The organism is Methylobacterium sp. 275MFSha3.1 (assembly GCF_900108435.1).
Taxonomy (GTDB): Bacteria; Pseudomonadota; Alphaproteobacteria; order Rhizobiales; family Beijerinckiaceae; genus Methylobacterium.
In genome coordinates this window covers 417,958-439,069 of the sequence record NZ_FNWP01000003.1, presented here as the reverse complement: position 1 = coordinate 439,069, position 21,112 = coordinate 417,958, and the positions used below count along the sequence as shown (strand labels likewise).

Here is a 21,112-nt window from a genome sequence, read left to right as displayed (position 1 = left end):
CCCGATGCGGCGGCAAAAGCCGCACGGGCCGCAGGAGGAAGCCCATGCCGATGGAACGCAGCGTCTCGAGCCGGGCCCTGGCCCTGCTCGCAGTGGCCGGATTACTGGGATCGACGCAGGCGCGGGCCGCGGATCCCATCAGGATCGGCGTGATCGCCGAGGCGCAGTCGGTGGTCGGGGCCTCGATCCCGCAGGCCGTTCAGCTCGCCGCCGACGAGATCAACGCCCAGGGCGGCGTCGACGGCCGCCAGATCCAGGTCGTCACCTACGACGACAAGTCCTCGGCCTCCGACGCGGTCCGCGCCTTCCAGCGGGCGGTCTCCGAGGACAAAGTCAACCTCGTCATCGCCAGCTACATCTCCGAGGTCGTGCTGGCGCTGATGCCCTGGGCGGCCCGGCTCAAGACGCCGATGATCACGCCCGGCGCGGCCTCGAACGAGATCAGCGCCGCGGTCCACAAGGACTACGCGCGCAACAAGTACACCTTCCACGGTTACCTGACCTCGGCGGCGCTCGCCCAGTCCATCTGCGATTCCACCAAGGACATGCTGATCGACCTGATGAAGGTGAAGACCGCCGCGATCATGAGCGAGGACGCGGCCTGGACCCGGCCGCTCGACGTCGGTTACGAGAAGTGCCTGCCCGAGATCGGCGTGAAGGTCGTCGACCACATCCGCTTCTCGCCGGACACGGGCGACTTCACGCCGATCTACAACAAGATCGAGGCGGCCAAGCCCGACCTGATCGTCACCGGCATCTCGCATGTCGGCGTGCAGCCGACCGTGCAGTGGCAGAACCAGAAGGTGCCGCTCGCCATGACCGGCATGAACTCGCAGGCGACCTCCTCGACCTTCTGGTCGAACACCAACGGCGCGACCCAGGGCGTGATCTTCCAGAGCATCGCGGTGCCGGGCGCGGCGATCACCGACAAGTCGCTCGCCTTCAGCGCCGCGTTCAAGAAGCGCTTCGGCAGCGACCCGTCCTACGCCGGGTACATGGCGTACGATCAGGTCTACTACGCCGCCGACGCGGTGAAGCGGGCCGGCACCACGGAGGCCGACAAGCTCGTCGACGCCCTGGAGAAGACCGACTGGGTCGGCACCGTCGGGCGCACGCAGTTCTACGGCAAGGACGACCAATTCACCCACTCGATCAAGTACGGGCCGGGCTTCGTCACCGGCCTGATGGCGCAGTGGCAGGACGGCAAGCAGGTCGCGGTCTGGCCGAAGAGCCTCGCGCAGGGTGCGATCGTGCTCCCGGCGGCCGTGAAGGCGGCGGCCCGCTAGGCGGCTCTCCGGACCGGCAGTGGGCGCGCGGCTTGCCAAGCGCGCCCGTTGCCGCAAGTAGAGCCGGGCCGCGACACCGTGAGCGCGGCCGAGACGACGTGCGCGCTGAGGACAATCGCTGATGGCCACCACCGACCTGCCCGGGACCATGCGCCAGATCCGTTACGCGGGTTCCGGCGGACCGGAGGTGATCAGCCTGGAGAACGCGCCCGTGCCGAGCCCGGGGCCCGGCCAGGTCCTGATCGAGGTGGTGGCGGCCGGGGTGAACCGGCCCGACGTCGCGCAGCGGTCCGGGGTGTACCCGCCGCCGCCCGGCGCCACCGAGATTCCGGGCCTCGAAGTCGCCGGCCGCGTGGTCGCGCTCGGCAGCGGAGTCGAGGGCCTGTCGGCCGGCGACGAGGTCTGTGCCCTGGTGATCAGCGGCGGCTACGCCGAGTACGCCGTGGCCGAGGCGGCCCACTGCCTGCCGCGACCGAAGGCCGTCTCGCTGGTCGATGCCGGCGGTCTGCCGGAAACCTTCTTCACGGTCTACTCCAACGTGGTCCAGCGCGGCCGCCTGACGCGCGGCGAGAGCTTCCTCGTCCACGGCGGGTCGAGCGGCATCGGCGCCACGGCGATCCAGATCGCCAAGCATGTCGGCGCCCGGGTCTTCGCGACGGCGGGCTCCGCTGAGAAGTGCCGTTTCTGCGAGGATCTCGGGGCGGATGCCGCGATCGACTACAAGCAGGCCGACTTCGCCGAGGAACTGAAGCGCCTCACCGACGGGCGCGGCGTCGACGTCATCCTCGACATGATCGGCGCCAGCTACCTCGCCCGGAACCTCAAGTCGCTGGCACCGGACGGGCGGCTGGTGATGATCGCGCTGATGGGCGGCTACAAGGTCGACGGGCTGAACATCACGCCGATCATGCGCAACCGCCTAACCTTCACCGGCTCGACGCTCCGGCCGCGCGGGAAGGCCGACAAGGCCGCGATCGCCGACGGTCTCCGCCGGGACATCTGGCCCGAACTCGAGGCCGGACGCATCCGGTCCGTCACCCACGCGACGTTCCCGCTCGAAGAGGCGCGGGCGGCGCACGAGCTGATGGAATCGAGCGCCCATCTCGGCAAGATCCTGCTGACGACCGGGCGCTGAGCCGGCCCCGTCAGGAACCTGCCTCGGCGGCCCCGCGTTGGCGGCCGGTAACGAGATCGTGTCGCGCAGCGCCCGTTCCGGCGTGTGGCGTCCCGCCGAGGAAGGTTTTGCACATGGCCGAGAGACTGAACCCCAACGAGAGCCGCCAGGGCGAGCGCGGCAAGCCGGTGCTCTGGGTCCTGGTGGCGAGCCTCGTCCTGCTGGCGATCGCGACCGTGGGCCTGCTCACGTGGAACGGCGCCAACTCGCCGAAGGACTACGCCAGCCAGAGCCAGGACGCGTCGCGCAAGGAGGTGACGGGCTCGGTCAACGGCCAGTCCGGCGGCTCGTCGCCGTCGAACAGCACCGCCGTTCCGGGCGGCAACCCGTCCTATCCGCAGCCGGCCCAGCCGGGCGCGAACGGCGCGCCGAAGTAAGGCGTCGCGCGCGGGACGGCTCGGGCCGTCCCGCACACGGCCCTCTCAGCGGGTCGGGATCGGCGTCGGGCCGCGGTAATCGTAGAAGCCGCGCTTGGCCTTCCGGCCGAGCCAGCCGGCCTCGACGTACTTCACGAGGAGCGGGCAGGGCCGGTACTTCGAATCGGCGAGGCCCTCGTAGAGGACCTGCATGACCGACAGGCAGGTATCGAGGCCGATGAAGTCGGCCAGCTGCAGCGGGCCCATCGGGTGGTTCGCGCCGAGCTTCATGGCGGTGTCGATCGACTCGACCGATCCGACGCCCTCGTAGAGCGTGTAGATCGCCTCGTTGATCATCGGCAGCAGGATCCGGTTGACGATGAAGGCCGGGAAATCCTCCGACATCGTCGACGTCTTGCCGAGCTTCGCGATGAACGCCTTGGCCGACTCGTAGGTCGTGTCCTCGGTGGCGATGCCGCGGATCAGCTCGACGAGCTGCATCACCGGCACCGGGTTCATGAAGTGGATGCCGATGAACTTCTCCGGCCGGTCGGTCGCCGCCGCCAACCGGGTGATCGAGATCGACGACGTGTTGGTCGCCACCAGGGTCTCCGGCCGCAGCGACCCGCACAGCGTGGTGAAGATCTCGCGCTTGGTCGCCTCGTTCTCGGTCGCCGCCTCGATGACGAGATCGCACGGGCCGAGGGCAGCGAAGTCGCGGGCGGGGACGATGCGCGAGCGGGCCTCGCCGCTGTCGCCCTCGGTGAGCGTGCCCTTCGAGACGAGGCGCGCGAGGCTGCCCTCGATCACCGAAAGCCCGTTCTCGAGGCGGGCGGGATCGCGGTCGTTCAGCAGAACCTCGAAGCCGGCGGTGGCGCAGACCTGCGCGATGCCGCTGCCCATCTGGCCCGCGCCGACGATGCCGACCCGCTTGATCTCCATATGCATGTGCCGACCTGTGCCCCCAAGGCGGATGCCGCAGCGCTGCCGCCCAGCTCTCTGGACGGCACGGACGCGACGGCACCGCGCGAAGTCTCGCCGCTGCTGCCTTCTAGACCAATCCTCGATCCGGAAGGAACCCGTGAAGCCGCGTTCTGCGACAATGCTCGCGGGTTGCCAGATCCGGTGCCGTTACTGGCCCTTGGCTTTGCCGATCTCGGATTGCAGCTCGGGAACGACCTGGAACAGGTCGCCGACGAGGCCGTAATCGGCCACCTGGAAGATCGGCGCGTCCTCATCCTTGTTGATGGCGACGATGACCTTCGAGTCCTTCATGCCGGCGAGGTGCTGGATCGCGCCCGAGATGCCCACCGCGACGTAGAGGTCCGGCGCCACGACCTTGCCGGTCTGCCCCACCTGCCAGTCGTTCGGCGCGTAGCCCGCGTCCACGGCGGCGCGCGAGGCGCCGACGGCGGCACCGAGCGAGTCGGCCAGCGGCTCGATCAGCTCGTGGAACTTGTCCGAGGAGCCGAGCGAGCGGCCGCCGGAGACGATGATCCGCGCCGAGGCCAATTCCGGCCGGTCGGACTTCGCGATCTCCTCACCCTTGAAGCTCGAGCCGCCCGCCGCGGGCGCGGCCGCCGAGACGGCCTCCACCGGCGCCGGGGCGCCGCCCTCTTCGGCCGCCTTGAAGGCCGCCGTGCGCACGGTGATCACCTTCTTGCCGGCGGGCGCCTGCACGGTCTGGATGGCGTTGCCGGCGTAGATCGGCCGCTCGAATGTGTCGGGCGAGACCACCTTGATGATGTCGGAGACCTGCGCGACGTCGAGCAGGGCGGCCACGCGCGGCAGCACGTTCTTGCCCGTGGTCGAGGCCGAGGCGATGATCGTGTCGTAGGGCTCGGCGATGGCGGCGATGAGCGCCGAGACCGGCTCGGCGAGGTCGTGGTCGTAGACGCCGTCCTCGGCGTTCAGGACCTTCTCAACGCCGTCGAGCTTGCCCGCGGCCTCGGCCACGGCCTTGGAGCCGGTGCCCAGCACGAGGGCGTGGACCGGCGCGCCGATCTCCTTGGCGGCGGCGAGCGCCTTCAGCGTGCTGTCCTTGATCTGGCCGTTGCCGTGCTCGACGAAGAGGAGTGTCGTCATGGTCTGCTGGTGCCCTCGAAGGTGGTGGCGCGGGGCTCGACCGTCGACCGGGAGCCCCGCCTCGGATCAGATGACGCCGGCTTCGACCTTGAGCTTCTGGACGAGCTCGGCCGCGGAGGCGACCTTCACGCCGGCCGAGCGGCCCGGCGGTTCGGCGGTCTTCAGCACCGTGAGCCGCGGGGTCACATCGACGCCCAGCGCGTCGGGCGCCAGCTCCTCCAGGGGCTTCTTCTTGGCCTTCATGATGTTGGGCAGCGACGCGTAGCGCGGCTCGTTGAGGCGCAGGTCCGTCGTCACGATGGCCGGCAGCTTGAGGCTGACGGTCTGCAGGCCGCCGTCGACCTCGCGGGTGACGTCGAGGCTGCCCTCGCCGGGCTCGATCTTGTACGCGAAGGTGCCCTGAGGCCAGCCGAGCAGGGCGGCGAGCATCTGGCCGGTCTGGTTCGAGTCGTCGTCGATCGCCTGCTTGCCGAGGATGACGAGCTCCGGGCTCTCCTTCTCGACGACGGCCTTCAGGAGCTTCGCGACGGCGAGCGGCTCGCAGTTCACGTCGGTCTTCACCAGGATCGCACGGTCGGCGCCCATGGCGAGCGCCGTGCGCAGCGTCTCCTGCGCCTGCTGCGGTCCGATCGACACGGCCACGATCTCGGTGACCTTGCCCTTCTCCTTCAGGCGGATCGCCTCCTCGACGGCGATCTCGTCGAAGGGGTTCATGGACATCTTGACGTTGGCGAGCTCGACGCCGGAGCCGTCGGCCTTCACGCGAATCTTGACGTTGTAGTCCACCACCCGCTTGACGGGCACCAGCACCTTCATGGCGGTCACGATCCTTCCCCGGAGGATTCTTGTCGTCGTGCAGGCCACTCCCACGGGCGCGCGAGGCGCAGCGTGGCCGGGGCACGCAAGGCGCCGGACCGTAACGGCCACATTTCCGCCTTGTCAACGCGGCGCCGTGGCGGCCCCGCGAAAACCGCGATGCCGGCTCAGCGATTGGCGCCGGGCACCCAGAGCACGTCGTCGGCCCCGTCGCCGTTCGCCGCCCGGCTCGCCACGAACAGGAAGTCCGACAGGCGGTTGAGGTAGCGCAGCGCCTCCGGCGAGACCGTCTCGTCCTCCCGCGCAGCGAGGCTGACCGCGAGCCGCTCGGCGCGCCGGCAGACGGTCCGGGCGAGGTGCAGGGCCGCGGCAGCCGGCGAGCCGCCGGGCAGCACGAAGGATTTCAGCGGCGGGATCGCGGCGTTGAGCGCGTCGATGTCGCGCTCCAGCCGGTCGACCTGGCTCGCCACGATCCGCAGCGGCTCGTAGGGGAGGGGCTCGGGGGTCGGCGGCGTCGCGAGGTCGGCGCCGAGGTCGAAAAGGTCGTTCTGGATCGCCCCCAGCATCCCGTCGAGGGGGCCCTGCGTGTGCAGGCGCGCCATGCCGATGCAGGCATTGGTCTCGTCGACGGTGCCGTAGGTCTCGACCCGCAGGTCCGCCTTCGAGCGCCGCTGCCCGTCCGCCAGCGCGGTCGTCCCCTTGTCGCCGGTCCTCGTGTAGATGCGATTGAGCTTGACCACGGGGTGGCGTGCCTCAGAACGTGTAGCCGATCTTGCCGCCGAAATTGGTCAGGCCGCGGTTGTTGGCGCAGAGCCCGGCATTCGACATGTGCTCGACCGTCGCCATGATGCTCCAGTGCTCCGTCAGGCGGAAGCCCAGGGCGGCCGCCTCGCGGAACATCGGCGAGCAGCCGAGGGTGTTGAAACCGTAGGGCGTCTCGGCCTTCGGGCCGGTCCAGCCGTTATGGGCCACGCCGCCGAAGAACCCGTCGAGGAACACGCGGCGGTTGAAGGTCTCGGGGAAGATCTCGAGCGTCCAGGTCGCGCCGAGATAGGCGTAGCTGGTCCGGCCGCCGGTGTTATAGCTGCCGCCGACGGTCGGTCGCGGCACGAAGGCCTGCCAGAACGGATCGTCGCTGATGCGCGGCTTGGCGAACAGGATCTCGCCGTTGACGTTCGCCTTGCTGAAGCCGGGGAGCTTGCCCTCGGCGCTCCCGGGATCCTGCACCGCGCCGCCGATCCGGATCTCCGACACGATGCTGAGCGGTTGGACGGGGGCCGCGTAGGCGGCGGGCGGCGGCGGCGCGAGGTCGGCGGCCGAAGCCGGCAGAATCGCCGCCCCGGTCAGAAGGCCGAACAGACGGAGGCGGGAAGGGGCAGTCATGCGGGCTCGGCCGGTTAGGCGCAGCGATTTGCTTCTACCGAGCGTAGCAGAGGCCCGCGCGGCGGGGCGGCCTATTCATCCTTCACCGGATCGAAAGGTGTTCGGTGCGGCGGCGCGGTCACACCCGGCCCGACGCCCTCACGCCGAGCGCCACCAGACGACGCCCATGATGATCACGATCGCGACGAACTGCAGGAGCACCCGGAGGCGCATCAGCTTCTGCGAGAGGTTCACGCTGCCGCCGCGCATCATGTTGGCGAGGCCCGCGACCAGGACCGCGGCGACGGCGAGGCAGGCGATCAGGACGAGGGTGTTGGACGACATGCGGTCGGGGATCCGGGTGGGGCGCGAGCCGCGATGCGGCTCGGCGCGTCGTTGAGGTCTCGGGCGCTCAGTTGCGGCGGAGCAGGCGCTCGAAATAGTCGAGTTCCTCGCGGGGGCGACTCGGGTCGCCGAGCTTGCGCCGCAGCTCCTCCATGATGCGCCGGGCGCGCTGGACCGCGGATTCGTCGGCCGTGGGGACGCGGACCCGCCCGTCGCTCATGTCGCGGCCGCGGGTCGGGCGCCCGAGGGGATCGTCGTCGCGCGCGCCGGCCTGACCCTGCTGGCCCGGCTGCTGGCCGCCCTCCTGCTGGCCCTCGCCCTGGCCCTCGGCCATCTCCTGCATCTGCTGGGCCATGCCGTCGGCGCCGCGCTTGAGGCCGTCGAGGGCGCGGCCCTGCGCGTCGACCGCGCCGTCCGAATCGCCGTCCTTCAGCGCGTTCTCGGCCTCGCGCATGGCGTCCTCGGCGTCGGAGAGGCCCTGCTCGCCGCGCATGCCGTTCTCCTTCATGCGCTTCTGAAGGTCCTCCAGCCGCTGCCGGAGCGCCTGCTGGCGCTCGCCGACGCCGCCCTGCTGGCCCTCGCCCTGCTGCCCCTGACCGTTCTGGCCCTGTTGGCCCTGACCCTGCTGACCTTGCCCCTGCTGACCCTTCTGACCCTGCTGGCGCTGGCCCTGCTGCCCCTGGCCCTGCTGGCCGCGCTGTCCCTGCTGCGGCTGGCCGCGGTTCTGCGGGCGCTGGCCGTCGCGCTGCTCCTCGCCGTCCTTGAAGGTCTCGTCGCGCAGGCCCTGCTGCTCGCGCGACATCGCGTCGAGATCGCGCATCTGCTTCTGCATCTCGCGGGACGCCTGATCGGAGCGACCGCCGCGCTCGGCGGTCTGGAGATTCTCCAGGATGTTGCGCAGCTGCTCCATCAGGCGCTGCGCCTCGGCGGTGTCGCCGCGCTTCATCGCCTCCGCCATGTCCTGGATCATCTTGTCGAGATCCTCCGGCGTGACGGTCTTGGTCTGTCCGTTGTTCTGGCCGCGCTCGCTCTGCTCGCGGGGCTCGCGGCCCTGCTTCTGCGCCATCTCGGACAGGAACTTGTCGAGCGCCTGCTTCAGGTCCTGCGTCAGGCGCTTGATCTCGTCGTCGGGCGCGTTGCGCTCGATCGCCTCCTTCAGCCGGTCCTGGGCTTGGCGGAGCTGCTTCTCGGCGTCCGACAGGTCGCCGTCCTCGATCTTGAGAGCCATCTCCCAGAGGAGGTCGGCCACCGCGACGAGGTCGGCATCCGTGCGGGCGCGGCGCAGGCGCTCGGTCGCGGTCCGCAGGCCGAGGAAGATCGCGGGCTGCGGCGTGTACGTGTCGGGCGCGACCAGCAGGGCGTCCAGCGCCCCCTGGACCCAGCGGCGATCCGTGTCGGGCGCGATGACGAGCCGGCGGCGCTGCTCGGCGAGCGCGCGCGCCAGCGGCTCGCGGAACGGCCGCGCCGGCAGGACGATCTCGGTGTCGGGCGTGCGCCCCTCCTGGCCGGCCTCGTCCTTGACGACGATGTGGTAGCGGACCTTCGCGCCGGACCACGGGCTCTCGGTGAGGTCCACGAGGGTCTTGGTGTCGGTGTCGCCGCTCGCGTCGCCCGGCAGCGCCAGGTTGATCTGCGGCACCGGGACCAGGGCCCGCGCGGATTTCAGCGGCTCGATCACCGCCTCGGCCGAGCTGATCCCGTAATCGTCCTTCGCCCGGTAGGTCAGGTTGAAGGTGCCGCGCCCGTTCACCTCGGGGCCGCCCACGGCGGTCACTTCCGGCGGCCGGTCGGGGATCGCGTCGACCGTGAGACGCTGCTTGCCCGCCGGGGTGACGATCGTCAGCGCGGCGCCGCCGACGATGCGGTAGCGCTCCTCGCGCAGGTCGGCGCGCGCCTCCTGGCCCGGCACCGGGACGAGGCCGGCATTCGGCGTGAGGGTCGTCTCGGACGCGGCCTTGCCCTGGCCGGCGATCCGCACGATCAGCTGCGCGTTGACCGGCGCGCGCAGGTGCTGGTCGCTCCCGTCCATCGCGATCAGCAGCGGCGGAAGCCGCGTGTAGAGCGGCGGGTCGATCCAGCCGTCCACGCGGAAGTTCGGGCCGGGCGCCGCCGGCTCCTGCCAGTCGAAGGCGGCGCCGATCCGCTGGCGCCACTCGGGGCCGGCCACGAACAGGCTGGCGACCGCCGCGACCACCAGGCCGGCGCGCAGCGCGAAGGGGTCGTGCCGGGTCATGCCCGGCCGCGGCAGGCCGACCCGCAGGGCCGAGATCGCCTGCGCGGCGCGGCGCTGGTGGAGGTCCCACAGCAGCCGGCTCCCCGGATCGGCGGCGCCGACGGCGAGGTTGTCCTGGGCGGCCGAGGCCGGCCCGTGCCGCAGCTTCGGATCGCGGGAAGCGGCCTCGCGGTCGAGCCGCGCCAGGGCGAGGCGCCGGTCCGGCCGGGCGATGTGGATCAGCGGCAGGAGCGCGGCGACGAGCAGGATGGCGAGGGCGCCGAGGCCGATCTGGCGCCAGAGCGGCGTGAGGTCGAGCCACACGCCCGCCCAGGAGACGACCAGGAAGAGCAGGAAGACGCCGATGCCGCGCCAGAGCACGGGCCAGGCCTGCTCCCACAGGGCGGCCGCCCGCGCCTGCGCCACGAGCCGGTCGAGCCGCGTGGACGCCGCGTCCGCTCCGCCCACCCGGGTCTTGCTCTCGGTGCCGTTGCTGCCGATCACGCCGACCGTTCCGCCTCACGCCGAAGGAGTGGCCCACGGAGCCGCCCCCGGCGGGCCCCGTCACACGTGCCTAGCATGGTGGGCCGCGCGGGTCGGCGGGTCAAATCGGCGCGACGGCGGCCCGACCGGCGCGCCGGTCAGTTGTGCGCCTGGATGAAGTTGCGCACCTGCGGGTAGATCTGCGATTCCCAGCGCCGCCCGGCGAAGACGCCGTAATGGCCCACGCCGGCCTGGAGGTGGTGGGTCCGCATGTACGGGGCGAGGTCCGAGCACAGGTCGTGGGCCGCCATGGTCTGCCCGACCGCGCAGATGTCGTCCCGCTCGCCCTCGACCGTCATCAGCGCCGTGCGACGGATCGCGCGCAGGTCAATCGGCTCGCCCCGATACGACACCGCGTTCCGGGCCAGGGCGTGGTCCTGGAACACGGTCTTGACCGTCTCGAGGTAGAAATCGGCGGCGAGATCGAGCACCGCGAAATACTCGTCGTAGAAGGTCTCGATCGCCTCGGCCTTGTCGTGCTCGCCGTTGGCCATGTGCCAGAACAGGTCGGCGTGGCCCTGGACGTGGCGCTTGGCGTTCATCGCCATGAAGGCCGAGACCTGCACGAAACCCGGATAGACCTTGCGGCCGGCCCCCTTGTGGCGCGACGGCACCGTGGCGATCAGGTTCTTCTCGAACCACTCGATCGGCTTGGAGGTCGCGAGTTCGTTCACGCCCGTCGGGTTGATCCGGCAATCCACCGGGCCGGCCATCAGGGTCATGCTGCGCGGGGCGGCCGGGTCCTTCGACTGCGCCATCGCGGCGGCGGCCACCAGGGCCTGCACGGCGGGCTGGCAGACCGCCACCATGTGGGCGCCTTCGCCCATGGTCCGCAGGAACTGGATGAGGTGGCTCACGTAGTCGTCGAAGCCGAAGGTCCCGTCGGAGAGCGGCACGTCCCGGGCATTGTGCCAGTCGGTGATGTAGACGTCGTGATCGGGCAGCATCGTGCGCACGGTGGCGCGGAGCAGCGTGGCGAAGTGGCCCGACATCGGCGCCACCATCAGCACCTTGGGCTGCTCGGTGTGGATGTCCTTCTTGAAGTGGAGCAGGGTGGCGAAGGGCGTGACCTCGACCGCCTCCTCGGAGACCGGGACGCTCCGGTTCCCGACATTCACCGACTCGATGCCGTAGGGCGGCCGCGCGAAGGTCAGGCCCGCGCGCATCATCATCCGGGCCCCGGCGGACATCCAGGTCGCCGGCTCGCCCCACCCGACCCAGGGCGACCAGATGTCGTTCAGCAGCCGCCCCCACGCCCGGGTCTGGGCGGCCATGTCGGTCTGCAGATCGAACGCGTCGTACAGCATCGGGCAGGCACTCGCTTGAGCCCTGCCCGGCACGCGGGCCATCGGGGCGGCAACGTTGGCGGATGCCGGAGTGAGGGTTGCATCAGCGTGGCCGTGCAGGATGGGTCCCGTTCCCGGAGGCGGCAACTGTCCGATAGGCGGATGCGAACAAGAATTGTCGTGACGTGACTTTGATGCACCACGCGCCGCGCCGATCACATTCGGGTGTGCCGAATCGCCCGGCACACCCCCGCCGTCACGAGGCGCGGCGAATGACGGGGCGCGGGTCGGACTCGCTCCGACGATGCTCGCAGGCGACCTTGAGGTACCGGTCGCTGCCCCCGGGCAACCCCGCCTGGGCGGCCATCGTCTGGGCGTGCATCAGGCATTCCATCGGCGTGTGCGCCGGCGCGACGATGACGTCGAGGGCGGTGTCGCGCGAGCAGTCCTGGGCCAGCAGCGTGCCGGCACAGACGAGGGCAACGGAGAGCAATTCCGACATGACGGACCTCGGCTTCGAGTGATCGAAAGGTCCGCGGGGTGCTCCGGCGTGCGAGCCACCGCGTTGTCGTTGCCTGGTCGCTTCCTCCGGTTGCTGAAGACTTGAAGCACGTCATGTGCCAGCGCAGCACGACGCGTCCCTTGAGAGGTGCAGTGCCGTCCGGGCCGGCCTCAGTCGCGGGCGGGAAGCCAGCGCGTCTCCGGCTCGTCGGCGGGCAGGAGCGCCGCGACCGCGTCGAGGTCGACCACGTACTGATCGGTGAGGCGCTGCCACATCTCGACCGGCGAGGCGACCTGCGGCCGGAGCCCGTCGAGGGCGCGGGCGAGCAGGCCCGCATTGACGAGCTTCGGGCGCGGCACGAGCGGGTCAGCGTTCAGCATCGATGACGATCCCATTGGAGTGACGCCATCCTGCGTCGATCGTGGTTAACGATGGGTTACGTGCCGCCTCGACATTTTGCGCTATTCTTGCGGACGCTTTCGCGCCGGGCTCTGAGCTGGATTCGCCGGCGCCCCCGGTCACGCCGAGGCGCCGCCAGACCTGAGCAACGCTGCCCGCGGACGCACCGGGCCGCGCGGGATCGCCCAGGCGAATCCACGCGCGTTCGCCAGGGCGTCGGCACCCGCTCGAGTTCACAAGCCGGACCCCTTCCCTTATCAGGCAGGCGCATCGAGCCTGTCCCGGCCGACGAAGTGCCGCCGCGCAGGGCGCGCACGGCTCCGGTCGCGCGGCTCCGGTCGATTGTGCGAACGGGACATCATGGACGCCAAACCTGAAGCGATCGGCGCGACGCAGGAGCCGACGGCGCGACTCGTGCTCGCGTCCGCTTCGCCCCGCCGTCTCGCGCTGCTCCAGCAGATCGGTATCGAGCCAGCGGCGCTCCTGCCCGCCGAGATCGACGAGACACCGCGCAAGGCCGAGCCGCCGCGCGAGCTGGCGCGGCGCCTCGCGCGGACGAAGCTCGCCACCGCCGAGGCGGCGCTCCACTTGGAGGACACGACGACGCCGACCTGGCTTCTCTCGGCCGACACGGTCGTCGCGGTCGGGCGGCGCGTCCTGCCGAAGGCCGAGATCCCCGACGAGGCCGCGGATTGCCTGCGCCTGCTCTCGGGCCGGCAGCACCGGGTCTACACGGCGGTCTGCGTGCTCTCGCCCCGCGGGCGCCGCGAGCGGATCGTCGAGAGCCGCGTCCGGTTCAAGCGGCTCTCGGGCCGGGACATCCAGGGCTACGTGGCCTCGGGCGAGTGGCGCGGCAAAGCCGGCGGCTACGCGATCCAGGGCCTGGCCGGGGCCTTCGTGGTCAAGCTGGTCGGCTCGTACAGCGGCGTGGTCGGCCTGCCGCTCTACGAGACCCTGAGCCTGCTCGACGGCGAGGGGTATCCTGTGCGGGCCGGGTGGGGCGCCCTCGCATGAACCGTGAACGCCGGCCGCCGCCCTGTCCGATCTGCCGGAAACCGTCCGCGCCGGAGTTCCAGCCGTTCTGCTCCCAGCGCTGCGCCGACGTCGATCTGGGGCGCTGGCTCAACGAGCGCTACGCGATCCCCGAGGAGCTCGATCCCGACGCGCCGCCGCCCCCGCCGGATCCGGAGCGCTGAATTTTTCGGCCTTCCGGTCCCGTCGATGTCACGCGAGGCTGGACAGGCCGCCAAGCACTCACTATACCCCGCGACGTCCGAGGCCGGCACCGGCGCGGACGACGCCCAGGTAGCTCAGTTGGTAGAGCATGCGACTGAAAATCGCAGTGTCGGCGGTTCGACTCCGTCCCTGGGCACCATCATCCCGCTGAGCCCCCGACCATCGGATCGGTAGAGCCGGCGACAGGATCCTCGATTTTCTGACAATACTCGGCTGCAGGTCGCGCGCGTCCGCGCGTCCCAATCAGCGCGTCTCCGCGTCGCGCAGGTGCAGGTAGGTCGGATCGAATTCGGCCGCTTCCTGCAGCCCGGCCCAGTCGTGGACGGTGAGGCGGCGACCCCGGAGCGTGATCAGGCCGGCGGCTTTGAGATCGCGGATCGTCCGATTGACGTGGACCGACGTGATCCCGAGGGCATCCGCGAGTTCGGGCTGCGTCATCGGCAGGTCGCAGGTCCGGTCGGGTGCCAGCCCGACGGCGTCGAGGCGGGTCATCAGCTCGCAGAACAGGTGGGCCATCCGCGCATACGCTTCCCGGCGCCCGGTGTTGAGCATCCATTCCCGGACCAGGGCGGCGTCCATCAGCGTCGCGCGCCAGAACACCTCGTTGAGGCGCGGGTGCGCCCGCAGCATCGCCCGGACCGCGTCGTGCTGGACGAAGCCGAGGCGGCAGGCGCTCACCGTGGCGATGTTGATGTCGAGTACCTCCAGGAACAGGCTCTGGAAATCCGGCACATCCCCGGGCACGTGGTAGCTCATCACCTGCCGCTTGCCCGCGCGTGTCGACTTGTAGGTGCAGGCGATACCGCTGAGCAGCGTGAAGCTCCGGGACGGCCGGTCGCCCTCCCGAATGATGTCCTGGTTGGGCTCGAACTGGGCGACCTGCAGCGGGAGCGCGACGAGGGCGGCGCGCTCCGCGTCGGACAGCCGGAACAGGGCCACGGTCTCGATCCGGCGCAGGAACGGATCTCTGACCGACGGTTGGGGTGTCTCGTTCATCGCGCCTCGGCCGTCCGGCAGAAGCGCTCGGCGTCGCGCGGCCGGTCGTCCACCGTCGTTGGTCCCCGCGTAAGTGTAGGGTCCCGGTCGGGCGCGACCAGGGCGAGGGCCGGCGCCGGGCGCCCTCGGTGAGGCCGGGACTGGAATTTCCCGCCCCGTCCGCGCACAGAAGTCCGGCGGCGCGATCGCCGTTCAGCCTGACGGAAAGCCCGATGAACACGGCAGATCTCGCCCCGCACGCGCATCAGGTCCTGCGCGACGCGACCCTGCCCGAGCTGCCCCGGCACTACCGCGGCAAGGTCCGGGACAATTACGACCTCCCCGACGGCCGTCGCATCCTCATCACGTCGGACCGGATCAGCGCCTTCGACCGGGCGCTCGCGGCGATCCCGTTCAAGGGCCAGGTCCTGACCCAGACCGCCCGCTACTGGTTCGAGCAGACCGCCGACCTGTGCCCGAACCACGTCCTCGCCTATCCCGATCCCAACGTGGTGGTCGGCCGGCGCCTGGAGATCCTGCCCGTGGAGGTGGTGGTGCGCGGCTACCTCGCGGGCACCACGTCGACCTCGATCCTGACGCGCTACCGCGCGGGCGAGCGGGACATGTACGGCCACATCTTCCCCGACGGGATGCGGCCGAACCAGCGCCTGCCGGAGGCGATCATCACGCCGACCACCAAGGCGTTCGACGGCGGCCACGACGAGCCGCTCACCGAGGCGGAGATCCTCGAGCGCGGGTTGCTGACGCGCGCGCAGTGGGAGACCGTGTCGGGGGCGGCCCTGGCGCTGTTCGCGCGCGGGACGGCGCTCGCGGCGGAGCGCGGCCTGATCCTGGCCGACACGAAGTACGAGTTCGGCACGGATCCCGAGGGCCGGATCGTCCTCGCCGACGAGATCCACACGCCGGACAGCAGCCGGTACTGGTTCGCGCAGAGCTATCCCGAGCGCTTCGCCGCGGGTTCGGCCCCGGAGAGCTTCGACAAGGACTTCGTGCGCAACTGGGTCGTCGCCCGCTGCGACCCGTACAAGGACGCGATCCCGGAGATCCCCGCCGAGGTCGTCCTGGAGACCGCGGCGGTCTACATCCGCGCCTACGAGACGATCACGGGCAAGCGCTTCGTCCTGCCGGACCCGGCCGAGGAGCCCCTGGAGCGGATCCGGCGCAACATCGCCGCCTATCTCGCGGCGTAGCCTCGGGGTCGGGACAGGAGGTGCGGCGCCCGGCGCCGCACCCGGTCGAGCCTGTCAGGCCGCCGCGGCGATCGGGGCCGGCGACGGCGCGTCCATGGCGCGCAGGTAGACGTCGAGGAGCGTCTCCTGCTCGTCGCGCTCGTCCTTGTCCTGCTTGCGGATCTTCAGGATCTCCTTGAGCACCTTCACGTCGAGACCCTCGCCCTTGGCCTCGGCGAAGACCTCCTTCTTGGCCTCCATCAGGTCCTTGATCTCCTCCTCCAGCCGTTCCACGCGCTCGATGATCGAGCGGATGCGGTCGCCCGCGACGCCCACGGTGTCGGTCATGTCGGTCATGCAGTCCCTCGTCGGATGACGGGGGCACCCTCGCCCGACAGGGTAAGCGGTGGGTTAAGGCCGGGCCGGCGCTTCGACTTGGCCCTGGACCGGGCCCTGGACCCGGTTCCGGATCCACCCGGCGATCGCGTCCGCCACGGCGTCGCTGTTCGATTCCAGCATCATCATGTGGCCGTTGCCGCGGATGCCGTGGTCGGCGAGCGCCAGCCGGTCCGGCTTCGCGCCCGCCTGAGTCAGGAAGGCTGCCGTGCAATCGTCCATGGTGGCCCGGAACGACGCCTCGGCGGTCACGATCACCGCCGGCACCCGGGCGAGGTTCGGCAATCGGCGCGCGGGCTCGGCCTGGAGCCAGCAGCGGATCCGGTCGGGCGCGGCGGCGCTCTCCGCCTGGACGACCGTCAGGTCGGCCGGGCCGCTCACCGGCGGCTCGAAGTGCAGCGGCACCCGGGTGATGCCGTAGGGCCGGGCCCGGGCCTCGCCGACGCGCTCGTACCAGTCCGCGCCGCCCTTGAAGCGGATGTCGTAGAACGTCGGCCCGTTCGGCTCGACGGCGACGTGCGCCTTCACGAGGTCGGGCCGCTGATCCGACACCGCCCAGCCGAAGACGCCCGCCTGCGAGTGCGTCAGCAGGATCGCCGGGCCGATCTTCTCTAGCAGGGCGATCAGCGCCGGGTCGACCAGCTCCTCGCTCCGCAGCGCGCTGGCGATGTAGGGCACCTGGGAGAGGTAGAACTGATCGAAGGCGGCGTTGCCGCGGATCCCGGCGCCACCCGGCCACTGCGTGTGGAGCTTCGCCTGCGGGTAGAGCGCGGAGCGCTCCTGCCCGGTGAACACCGTCTCCAGATCCTCGGCGGGCAGGCGGGCGTAGGGGCCGTAGGTGTCCGGGTCGCCGCCCGAGCGGCCGCGACCGACCTGGTCGACGACGTAGACCGCGAAGCCCTGCGCGGCGAAGCGGTCGGCCCAGCCCGGCCGGCCGTCGGGCGTCCCGAGGAAGTTGGTCCCGGTCTGGGCGGTGCCGTGCACCAGGACGATCGGGTAGGGCTGCGTCACCCGCTCCGGAACGCGGTACTCCACGAACATCTGGCCGGACGCCGTCGTCTTGCCGCCCGCGGTGGCGTAGCGGCCGCCGACGAAGAAGTAGCCCGCGGGCTGCGTCGGCCTGAACGGCCCGTCGGCGGCACCCGGCTCGGCGGCTCGGGACGGCGATGCGGTGGCGAGACAGAGCAGGGCCAGCGCCCCGGCGGCGGCGTTCCTCGACATGGCGTCCTCCCGCGGGCGTCTGGCGCGCCCGGCGGGAGGCATATCAGCGTGAAAGTCCGGCCCGGTCCAGCCGGGCGGCCGATCAGGCGTGGGCGAGGCGCGGCTTCTTCCCCAGCGCCTCCTCGACGGTGCCCGCGCCGTCGAGATAGCCGTGGACCTTAGGGTTCGGCATGATCAGCGAGGCCACGAAGGCGATCGCCATCAGGACGGTCACGTACCAGAAGAACGTGCTCTCCATGCCGGCGTCCTTGAACCACAGGGCGACGAACTCGGCGGTGCCGCCGAAGGTGGCGTTGGCGATCGCGTAGGAGAGGCCGACCCCGAGCGCCCGGACGTTGGTGGGGAACAGCTCGGCTTTCACGATACCGCTGATGCCCGTGTAGAACGACACCACGGCGAGCCCGAGGGTGATCAGCGCGAAGGCGAGGTAGGGGTCCTTGTTGGTGCCGAGGGCCGTCATCAGCGGCACCACCATGAGCGTGCCGAGGCCGCTGTAGAGCAGCATGTTCGCCTTGCGGCCGATCTTGTCGGAGAGCGCGCCGAAGATCGGCTGAATGATCATGTAGACGAACAGTACCACCGTCATCGTCTGCGAGGCCGACGTCTTCGGCATGCCGGCGGTGTTGACGAGGTACTTCTGCATGTACGTCGTGAACGTGTAGAAGCTCAGGGAGCCGCCGGCCGTGTAGGCGACCACGACCAGGAACGCCCGCCAGTGCTTGGCCAGCGCGGCGAAGGTGCCGGCGGTCTCCTTGTCGCTGCTGTCCTTCGTCTCGGCCAGGGAGCGCCGGAGATAGAGCGCGACGACCGCCAGCGCGGCGCCGATGAAGAACGGGATGCGCCAGCCCCAGGCGGTGAGTTCCGGGCCGGTCATCACCGTCTGCAGCAGCACCAGGACCAGCGAGGCGAGGAGCTGGCCGCCGATCAGCGTCACGTACTGGAACGAGGCGAAGAACCCGCGCCGCCCCTTGATCGCCACCTCGCTCATGTAGGTCGCCGAGGTGCCATACTCGCCGCCGACCGACAGGCCCTGAAGCATGCGCGCGAGCAGCAGCAGCACGGGCGCCAGCGTGCCGACATGCTCGTAGGTCGGCAGGATGCCGATCAGCAGCGAGCCGAAGCACATCATCAGCACCGAGATGACCATCGACGTGCGGCGGCCGACGCGGTCGGCGATGCGCCCGAACAGCCAGCCGCCGATCGGCCGCATGAAGAAGCCCACCGCGAAGATGCCGGCGGTCTGCAGGAGCTGACTGGTCGAATCGCCCTTCGGGAAGAAGGCCGGCGCGAAATAGAGCGCGAAGAACGCGTAGCAGTAGAAATCGTACCACTCGACGAGATTGCCCGACGACGAGCCGACGATCGCCCAGATCCGGCGCTTGCGGTCCGCGGCATCATCGAGGTCGCTCGGTGCGATACCGATCGTATCGTCGCGCGAGGCGGACATGGCGTCTCCGTCGATCAATCTTGGTGCCGGCCGAGGCCGGTCTCTTCTTGGTGCGGCGCGACGTTACAGGTGACGCGCCCGATCGCAAGACCGTGATCCGACTTAGCCGAGGACAGCGCAGGGCGGTGTCACCGGCCGCGGGTCCACAGTGCCGCGGGAGGGAACGGTTCGCCTCAGGACCCCGTTGCGGGCCGGCGTGGGCGTCGATGGCGTTCCGACCACCGCAGGAGGAAGAGGCCATGAAGCGAGTTCTGAGAGACGCGGTCGCGGCCGCCATCGTCGTCGCCGGCGCGGCGACGGCGTTCGCGCAGGGCGGCCCGGGCGGCGGAGGGGCCGGACCCGGTGGTGCGGGCGGCGGCGCCGGCGGCCCGGGTGGTGGGGCCGGAGCGGGCGCGGGTCCGTCCGGCGGCGGCCCGGCCGGCGGCCCTGCTGGCGGTGCCGGCGGCGGGATGAGGGGCGGCGCGCCCGAAGGCGGGGCGATGCGCGGTCCCGGCGGTGCCGAGGGTGGGCCGCGCGGCGCCGAGGGACCGGGTCGCCCGGGCGGCGCGGCCGAGCGCAACGGACCGGCGGACCGGGGCGGCGCGGCCGCGAATCCAGGTGCGGGCGAACGCGGTGCGGGTGAACGCGGTGCGGGTGAACGCGGTGCCGGCGATCGTGGTGGCCGCGAGCCGGGTGCCGGACCCGAGCGGGGCAACCGCGACGCGGCCGGTCCCGAGCGCGGCGGTCGCGGTCCGGCCGGCGAACGGGACGGCCGTGCCGGTGCCCGCGACCGGGGCGCCGTCCGCGGCGCTGTCGGCCGCCTCGACACCCGTCAGCGAACCGAGTTCCGCAGCTCGATCACGCGTCTGGGCGTCTCGCCGCTCCGGGACGTGGCTTTCGGCTTGGCGATCGGCACCGCGATCCCCCGCTCGGTCAGGCTCCACAGGCTGCCGCCGGCGATCATCGAGCTGGTGCCGGAATACGAGGGCTACGACTTCGTCCTGGTCCGCGACGACATCGTGATCATCGATCCCGACACCTACGAGATCGTGGACGTGATCCCGGCCTGAGCGGGCAATCACAGGAAGGTCGGTGGGCCGGGCGGATCCTCTGCCCGGTGCCCTCTACCGTCCGCCGTCCAGGAGTTTCGACACCACGCGCGCCGTGTAGTCGACCATCGGCACGATCCGCGCGTAGTTCAGCCGGGTCGGACCGATCACGCCGACGACGCCCACGATCTTCTGCGAGCCGTCGCGGAACGGCGCCGCGATCAGCGAGGATCCGGAGAGCGAGAACAGCTTGTTCTCCGAGCCGATGAAGATCCGCACGCCCTCGCCGCCCTCGGCGCGGGACAGGAGATCGATCACGTCCTTCTGGGTCTCCAGATCGTTGAACAGCAGGCGGATCCGCTCGAGATCCTCGACCGCGCGCAAGTCGTCGAGCAGGTTCGCCTGCCCGCGCACGATCAGCTGGCGGGCCTCCGTCGGGCCGACCGGCGTGGCCAGTCCGGCATCGACGAGGCGCTCGGTGATCGCGTCGAGCTCCCGCTTCATCGCCTTGCGGCCGGCCTCGATCTCGGCGCGCAGCGTGCCGAGGGTGCGCCCCTGCAGGCGCGCGTTGAGGAAGTTCGTCGCCTCCTGGAGGGCCCCGGCCGGCAGGCCCGCCGGCAGGTCCACGAGGCGGTTCTCCACCGAGCCGTCGTCCGAGACGAGGATGACGAGGGCGCGGGCCGGATCGAGCCGCACGAACTCGATGTGCTTCAGGTTGACGTTCGCCTTGGTGGTCAGGACGACCCCGGCGCCCCGGGAGACGCCGGACAGCATGGTCGAGGCTTCGGCCAGGGCCGAGTCGAAGGTGTGACCCGAGGCGGCGGCGCGCATCTGCGCCTCGATGCGCGCCTGCTCGTCCTGGCTGACGTCGCCGAGCTCGAGCATCGCGTCCACGAAGAAGCGCAGGCCGAGCTCCGTCGGCAGGCGGCCGGCGGAGGTGTGCGGCGCGAAGATGAGGCCGGAATGCTCCAGATCCGCCATGACGTTGCGGATCGAAGCCGGCGACAGCGCCATCGGGAGGATGCGCGCGAGATTCCGGGAACCGACCGGCTCGCCGGTCGTGAGGTAGCTCTCCACGATCTGCCGGAAGATCTCCCGGGCACGCTCGTTGAGGGCGGCGAGCGCCTGCATCGCTTGGCCGTTCGAGAAGTTGGGACTGGGGTGTGTCACGGGGTCATCCTGTGGTCCGATCATGTCCAACCGTCCCGCGCGGATCAATCCGTACGGCGATGCTTGCCCGCGGTGGCGCGGCG

Annotated in this window: 22 protein-coding genes and 1 tRNA gene; 8 read left to right on the top strand and 15 right to left on the bottom strand. The window is 70.8% G+C overall.

Going from position 1 to position 21,112, the window contains the following annotated elements:
* Positions 1–44 precede the first annotated feature (44 nt).
* From BLW78_RS05005 to BLW78_RS04995, 3 genes are all read left to right on the top strand, one after another.
* Positions 45–1,286: an ABC transporter substrate-binding protein gene (locus BLW78_RS05005; RefSeq protein WP_091677173.1), complete on the top strand. Its 1,242-nt coding sequence runs from the start codon at positions 45–47 to the stop codon at positions 1,284–1,286.
* A gap of 121 nt (positions 1,287–1,407) precedes the next feature.
* On the top strand, positions 1,408–2,421 hold the full coding sequence (locus tag BLW78_RS05000) for an NAD(P)H-quinone oxidoreductase (protein ID WP_091677170.1): 1,014 nt from the start codon (positions 1,408–1,410) through the stop codon (positions 2,419–2,421).
* Between the two features lie 113 nt (positions 2,422–2,534).
* The gene (locus tag BLW78_RS04995) at positions 2,535–2,837 is read left to right on the top strand and encodes a flagellar basal body-associated FliL family protein (RefSeq protein ID WP_020091847.1); all 303 of its coding nucleotides are present in this window, start codon (positions 2,535–2,537) and stop codon (positions 2,835–2,837) included.
* A gap of 45 nt (positions 2,838–2,882) precedes the next feature.
* Here BLW78_RS04995 and BLW78_RS04990 read toward each other — a convergent pair whose 3' ends face one another.
* The 10 genes from BLW78_RS04990 to BLW78_RS04945 all read right to left on the bottom strand — a co-directional run bounded on the left by BLW78_RS04990 (position 2,883) and on the right by BLW78_RS04945 (position 12,347).
* Positions 2,883–3,764: a 3-hydroxybutyryl-CoA dehydrogenase gene (locus BLW78_RS04990; protein WP_026604743.1), complete on the bottom strand. Its 882-nt coding sequence runs from the start codon at positions 3,762–3,764 to the stop codon at positions 2,883–2,885.
* 183 nt (positions 3,765–3,947) lie between these two features.
* A complete protein-coding gene (locus BLW78_RS04985; RefSeq protein WP_091677168.1) occupies positions 3,948–4,901 on the bottom strand; it encodes an electron transfer flavoprotein subunit alpha/FixB family protein in 954 nt (317 codons plus the stop codon).
* Between the two features lie 66 nt (positions 4,902–4,967).
* Entirely contained in the window at positions 4,968–5,717 is a 750-nt protein-coding gene (locus BLW78_RS04980) for an electron transfer flavoprotein subunit beta/FixA family protein (protein WP_056528346.1), read from the bottom strand.
* A gap of 167 nt (positions 5,718–5,884) precedes the next feature.
* Entirely contained in the window at positions 5,885–6,457 is a 573-nt protein-coding gene (locus BLW78_RS04975) for a cob(I)yrinic acid a,c-diamide adenosyltransferase (protein ID WP_056528350.1), read from the bottom strand.
* A 13-nt stretch (positions 6,458–6,470) separates the two neighbouring features.
* Entirely contained in the window at positions 6,471–7,100 is a 630-nt protein-coding gene (locus BLW78_RS04970; RefSeq protein WP_056528353.1) for an acyloxyacyl hydrolase, read from the bottom strand.
* Positions 7,101–7,238: 138 nt separating this feature from the next.
* Entirely contained in the window at positions 7,239–7,424 is a 186-nt protein-coding gene (locus BLW78_RS04965) for a twin transmembrane helix small protein (RefSeq protein WP_020091853.1), read from the bottom strand.
* A gap of 67 nt (positions 7,425–7,491) precedes the next feature.
* Positions 7,492–10,140 carry a TIGR02302 family protein gene (locus BLW78_RS04960; RefSeq protein WP_244526771.1) on the bottom strand — a complete coding sequence of 883 codons (2,649 nt, stop codon included), beginning with the start codon at positions 10,138–10,140 and terminating at the stop codon, positions 7,492–7,494.
* A 137-nt stretch (positions 10,141–10,277) separates the two neighbouring features.
* Complete coding sequence (gene phaZ, locus BLW78_RS04955; RefSeq protein WP_091677165.1) at positions 10,278–11,486, bottom strand: polyhydroxyalkanoate depolymerase; 1,209 nt, start codon at positions 11,484–11,486, stop codon at positions 10,278–10,280.
* A gap of 235 nt (positions 11,487–11,721) precedes the next feature.
* Complete coding sequence (locus tag BLW78_RS04950) at positions 11,722–11,967, bottom strand: hypothetical protein (protein WP_020091856.1); 246 nt, start codon at positions 11,965–11,967, stop codon at positions 11,722–11,724.
* 170 nt (positions 11,968–12,137) lie between these two features.
* Positions 12,138–12,347 (bottom strand): hypothetical protein, encoded by a 210-nt coding sequence (locus BLW78_RS04945; RefSeq protein ID WP_091677162.1) that lies wholly within the window; start codon positions 12,345–12,347, stop codon positions 12,138–12,140.
* 379 nt (positions 12,348–12,726) lie between these two features.
* Here BLW78_RS04945 and BLW78_RS04940 point away from each other — a divergent pair, with 379 nt between their 5' ends.
* The 3 genes from BLW78_RS04940 to BLW78_RS04930 all read left to right on the top strand — a co-directional run bounded on the left by BLW78_RS04940 (position 12,727) and on the right by BLW78_RS04930 (position 13,741).
* Positions 12,727–13,380, top strand: coding sequence for a Maf-like protein (locus BLW78_RS04940; RefSeq protein ID WP_091677159.1), 654 nt, complete (start codon positions 12,727–12,729; stop codon positions 13,378–13,380).
* Positions 13,377–13,562 (top strand): DNA gyrase inhibitor YacG, encoded by a 186-nt coding sequence (gene yacG / locus BLW78_RS04935; protein ID WP_020091859.1) that lies wholly within the window; start codon positions 13,377–13,379, stop codon positions 13,560–13,562. Before BLW78_RS04940 ends, yacG begins: the two co-directional genes overlap by 4 nt.
* 103 nt (positions 13,563–13,665) lie before the next feature.
* Positions 13,666–13,741 (top strand) — tRNA-Phe (locus BLW78_RS04930).
* Positions 13,742–13,845: 104 nt separating this feature from the next.
* Here BLW78_RS04930 and BLW78_RS04925 read toward each other — a convergent pair.
* Entirely contained in the window at positions 13,846–14,598 is a 753-nt protein-coding gene (locus BLW78_RS04925; protein WP_091677156.1) for a Crp/Fnr family transcriptional regulator, read from the bottom strand.
* 212 nt (positions 14,599–14,810) lie between these two features.
* Here BLW78_RS04925 and BLW78_RS04920 point away from each other — a divergent pair, with 212 nt between their 5' ends.
* Complete coding sequence (locus BLW78_RS04920; RefSeq protein WP_091677153.1) at positions 14,811–15,788, top strand: phosphoribosylaminoimidazolesuccinocarboxamide synthase; 978 nt, start codon at positions 14,811–14,813, stop codon at positions 15,786–15,788.
* Positions 15,789–15,842: 54 nt separating this feature from the next.
* Here BLW78_RS04920 and BLW78_RS04915 read toward each other — a convergent pair whose 3' ends face one another.
* The 3 genes from BLW78_RS04915 to BLW78_RS04905 all read right to left on the bottom strand — a co-directional run bounded on the left by BLW78_RS04915 (position 15,843) and on the right by BLW78_RS04905 (position 18,831).
* Entirely contained in the window at positions 15,843–16,124 is a 282-nt protein-coding gene (locus BLW78_RS04915; protein WP_020091862.1) for a DUF2312 domain-containing protein, read from the bottom strand.
* A 54-nt stretch (positions 16,125–16,178) separates the two neighbouring features.
* Positions 16,179–17,384 carry an alpha/beta hydrolase gene (locus BLW78_RS04910; RefSeq protein ID WP_020091863.1) on the bottom strand — a complete coding sequence of 402 codons (1,206 nt, stop codon included), beginning with the start codon at positions 17,382–17,384 and terminating at the stop codon, positions 16,179–16,181.
* 82 nt (positions 17,385–17,466) lie between these two features.
* Positions 17,467–18,831: an MFS family transporter gene (locus tag BLW78_RS04905; RefSeq protein ID WP_091677151.1), complete on the bottom strand. Its 1,365-nt coding sequence runs from the start codon at positions 18,829–18,831 to the stop codon at positions 17,467–17,469.
* Positions 18,832–19,070: 239 nt separating this feature from the next.
* Between BLW78_RS04905 and BLW78_RS04900 the strand changes: the two genes are divergently transcribed.
* Positions 19,071–19,880 (top strand): DUF1236 domain-containing protein, encoded by an 810-nt coding sequence (locus BLW78_RS04900; protein WP_091677148.1) that lies wholly within the window; start codon positions 19,071–19,073, stop codon positions 19,878–19,880.
* Positions 19,881–19,934: 54 nt separating this feature from the next.
* Here BLW78_RS04900 and hrcA read toward each other — a convergent pair whose 3' ends face one another.
* Positions 19,935–20,990 (bottom strand): heat-inducible transcriptional repressor HrcA, encoded by a 1,056-nt coding sequence (gene hrcA / locus BLW78_RS04895; RefSeq protein WP_020091867.1) that lies wholly within the window; start codon positions 20,988–20,990, stop codon positions 19,935–19,937.
* Between the last annotated feature and the right edge of the window lie 122 nt (positions 20,991–21,112).